The organism is Cognatilysobacter bugurensis (assembly GCF_014652095.1).
Taxonomy (GTDB): domain Bacteria; phylum Pseudomonadota; class Gammaproteobacteria; order Xanthomonadales; family Xanthomonadaceae; genus Cognatilysobacter; species Cognatilysobacter bugurensis.
Map to the genome: position 1 here is coordinate 1 of NZ_BMYD01000014.1, position 1196 is coordinate 1196.

At 65.6% G+C, this 1196-nt stretch carries 1 protein-coding gene; it reads left to right on the top strand.

The genetic code is table 11. The features are described 5' to 3' along the window. The first annotated feature begins 3 nt into the window (after positions 1-3). Positions 4-1194, top strand: a complete 1191-nt coding sequence (gene tuf, locus IE075_RS15500) for an elongation factor Tu (RefSeq protein WP_189458005.1) — start codon at positions 4-6, stop codon at positions 1192-1194. The last annotated feature ends 2 nt before the right edge of the window (positions 1195-1196 follow it).

Here is a 1196-nt window from a genome sequence, read left to right on the forward strand (position 1 = left end):
ACCATGGCCAAGGGTAAGTTCGAGCGCACCAAGCCCCACGTGAACGTGGGCACGATCGGTCACGTTGACCACGGCAAGACGACGCTGACGGCGGCGCTGACGAAGGTCGGTGCGGAGCGTTTCGGTGGCGAGTTCAAGGCATATGACGCGATCGACGCGGCGCCGGAGGAGAAGGCGCGCGGCATCACGATCTCGACCGCGCACGTCGAGTACGAATCGGCCAACCGCCACTACGCGCACGTTGACTGCCCGGGCCACGCCGACTACGTCAAGAACATGATCACCGGTGCGGCGCAGATGGACGGCGCGATCCTGGTGTGCTCGGCCGCGGACGGCCCGATGCCGCAGACCCGCGAGCACATCCTGCTCTCGCGTCAGGTCGGCGTGCCGTACATCGTCGTGTTCCTGAACAAGGCCGACATGGTTGACGACGCCGAGCTGCTCGAGCTGGTCGAGATGGAAGTGCGTGAGCTGCTCACGAAGTACGACTTCCCGGGCGACGACACCCCGATCATCCACGGTTCGGCCCGCCTGGCGCTGGAAGGCGACCAGAGCGAGATCGGCGTGCCGGCGATCCTCAAGCTCGTCGACGCGCTCGACACGTTCATCCCCGAGCCCGAGCGTGACATCGACAAGCCGTTCCTGATGCCGGTCGAGGACGTGTTCTCGATCTCCGGTCGCGGCACGGTCGTCACCGGTCGTATCGAGCGCGGCATCATCAAGGTCGGCGACGAAATCGAAATCGTCGGCATCCGTGCCACGCAGAAGACCACGGTCACCGGCGTCGAGATGTTCCGCAAGCTGCTCGACCAGGGTCAGGCGGGCGACAACGCAGGTCTGCTGCTGCGCGGCACCAAGCGTGACGACGTCGAGCGCGGCCAGGTGCTGTGCAAGCCCGGTTCGATCAAGCCGCACACCGACTTCGAAGCCGAGGTCTATGTGCTGAGCAAGGACGAGGGCGGCCGCCACACGCCGTTCTTCAAGGGCTACCGTCCGCAGTTCTACTTCCGCACGACCGACATCACCGGCGCCTGCCAGCTGCCGGAAGGCGTCGAGATGGTCATGCCGGGCGACAACGTCAAGATGGTCGTGACGCTGATCAACCCGGTCGCGATGGACGAAGGCCTGCGCTTCGCGATCCGCGAAGGCGGCCGCACCGTCGGCGCCGGCGTCGTGGCGAAGATCATCAAGTAAGA

Excerpts from the sequence above, each read along its gene's own strand:
- tuf (WP_189458005.1), top strand. The coding sequence starts at position 4 with ATGGCCAAGGGTAAGTTCGAGCGCACCAAGCCCCACGTGAACGTGGGC.